This is a genomic window from Bradyrhizobium sp. (assembly GCF_016462955.1).
In the GTDB taxonomy this organism is placed as follows: Bacteria; Pseudomonadota; Alphaproteobacteria; order Rhizobiales; family Xanthobacteraceae; genus Bradyrhizobium.
In genome coordinates this window covers 1-2,206 of record NZ_JAEMSD010000777.1, presented here as the reverse complement: position 1 = coordinate 2,206, position 2,206 = coordinate 1, and the positions used below count along the sequence as shown (strand labels likewise).

The 2,206-nt window shown below is 67.0% G+C and carries 2 protein-coding genes; both read left to right on the top strand.

From position 1 onward, the window contains the following. A partial coding sequence (locus JHD07_RS38245; RefSeq protein ID WP_291631650.1) for a glycosyltransferase occupies nt 1-590 on the top strand: 590 nt, incomplete at its 5' end. Nucleotides 591-729: 139 nt separating this feature from the next. Beyond that, a complete protein-coding gene (murC, locus tag JHD07_RS38240; protein WP_291631647.1) occupies nt 730-2,142 on the top strand; it encodes a UDP-N-acetylmuramate--L-alanine ligase in 1,413 nt (470 codons plus the stop codon). Nucleotides 2,143-2,206 lie beyond the last annotated feature (64 nt).

Here is a 2,206-nt window from a genome sequence, read left to right as displayed (position 1 = left end):
TCCTTGCCGCTGCTGCGGTGACGTACGTCGCGCCCGAGGTGAACGGCCCGCTGCGCCTGCTCGTCGTCGGCGGCAGCCAGGGCGCGCGCATCATGGCCGACATCGTGCCCGGTGCGATCGAGCGGCTCGAGCCTGCGCTGTGGAGCCGCCTCGTCCTGACCCAGCAGGTGCGCGAAGAGGACATGAGCCGCGTGCGCGCGGTCTACGACAAGCTCAAGATCAAGGCCGAGCTCGCGCCGTTCTTCACCGATCTGCCGGCGCGACTCGCCTCCAACCATCTCGTGGTGTCGCGCTCCGGCGCGGGCACCGTGGCCGAACTCGCCGCGATCGGCCGGCCCTCCATCCTGGTGCCGCTGCCGGGCTCGATCGACCAGGACCAGTTCGCCAATGCCGGCGTGCTGGCCAAGGTCGACGGCGCCGTCCGCATCCCGCAGGCCGAATTCACCTCCGACCGCCTCGCCGCCGAGATCTCGGCCTTCGCCGCCGAGCCTGAGCGCCTTGCCGCCATGGCGGAAGCCGCCAAGGGGGCAGGCCGGCTCGATGCCGCCGAGCGGCTGGCGGATCTCGTGGTGAAAGTCGCGGGACTCTGACGCGAAACGTACCAAAATTTCGTACTTTTGCCGTCATGGCCGGGCTTGTCCCGGCCATCCACGTCTTGCAAGAAGGACGTTAGGATTCGTGGATGCCCGGGACAAGCCCGGGCATGACGGCCGAACGACGGGATAGAGCATGAGACTGCCGCGCGAGATCGGACCCATCCACTTCGTCGGGATCGGCGGGATCGGCATGAGCGGCATTGCCGAGGTGCTGGTGAATCTCGGCTATGCGGTGCAGGGCTCGGACGCCTCCGACAATTATAATCTCGACCGTTTGCGCAAGAAGGGCGCCAAGGTCTCGGTCGGCCACAAGGCCGAGAATGTCGACGGCGCCGAGGTCGTGGTGGTGTCCTCCGCGATCAAGCGCGACAATCCGGAACTGATGGCCGCGCGCGAACGTCGTATTCCGGTGGTGCGCCGCGCCGAGATGCTGGCCGAGCTGATGCGGCTGAAGAGCTGCGTCGCCATCGCCGGCACCCACGGCAAGACCACGACGACCACGATGGTCGCAACGCTGCTCGATGCCGGCGGGCTCGATCCCACCGTGATCAACGGCGGCATCATCAACGCCTACGGCTCCAACGCGCGGCTGGGGGCCGGCGACTGGATGGTGGTCGAGGCCGACGAGAGCGACGGCACGTTCCTGAAGCTGCCGACCGATGTCGCCATCGTGACCAATGTCGACCCCGAGCATCTCGACCACTTCAAGACCTTCGAGGCCGTGCAGGACGCCTTCCGCCACTTCGTCGAGAACCTGCCGTTCTACGGCTTTGCCGTGATGTGCATCGATCATCCCGTGGTGCAGAGCCTCGTCGGCAGGATCGAGGATCGCCGCATCATCACCTATGGCGAGAATCCGCAGGCCGACGCGCGGCTGGTCGATCTCACCGCCGGCGGCGGCGGCTCGAAATTCACGGTCGTGATCCGTGACCGCAAGAGCGGGGCCGTGCACGAAATCGCCGGCCTCGCATTGCCGATGCCGGGCCGGCACAATGCCTCGAACGCGACGGCGGCGATCGCGGTCGCGCACGAGCTCGGCGTTTCCGACGATGCGATCCGCAAGGCGCTCGCAGGCTTCGGCGGCGTCAAGCGCCGCTTCACCAAGACCGGCGAGTGGAACGGCGTCACCGTGATCGACGACTACGGCCATCATCCCGTGGAGATCGCGGCGGTGCTGAAAGCGGCGCGCGATTCGTACAGCGGCAAGGTGATCGCCGTGGTGCAGCCGCATCGCTACACCCGCCTGCAATCCCTGTTCGAGGAATTCTGCACCTGCTTCAACGATGCCGACGCGGTTGTTGTCGCCGATGTCTATTCCGCAGGCGAAGCGCCGATCGAGGGCATCGATCGCGATCATTTCGTCGCGGGCCTGCGCGCCCATGGCCATCGCGAGGTGGTGCCGCTGCCCAATGCAGGCGAGCTGGCCAAGATCGTCCATGGCATCGCCAAGAGCGGCGATCTCGTCGTGTGCCTCGGCGCCGGCAACATCACGCAATGGGCGTATGCGCTGCCCGGCGAATTGAAGGCTTGGGGTGAGCATGCTTAGGGACTTGCAGGCTGCCGCACGGCGCACTGCGCTCCCTCCCCCCTTGTGGGGGAGGGTGGGGGAG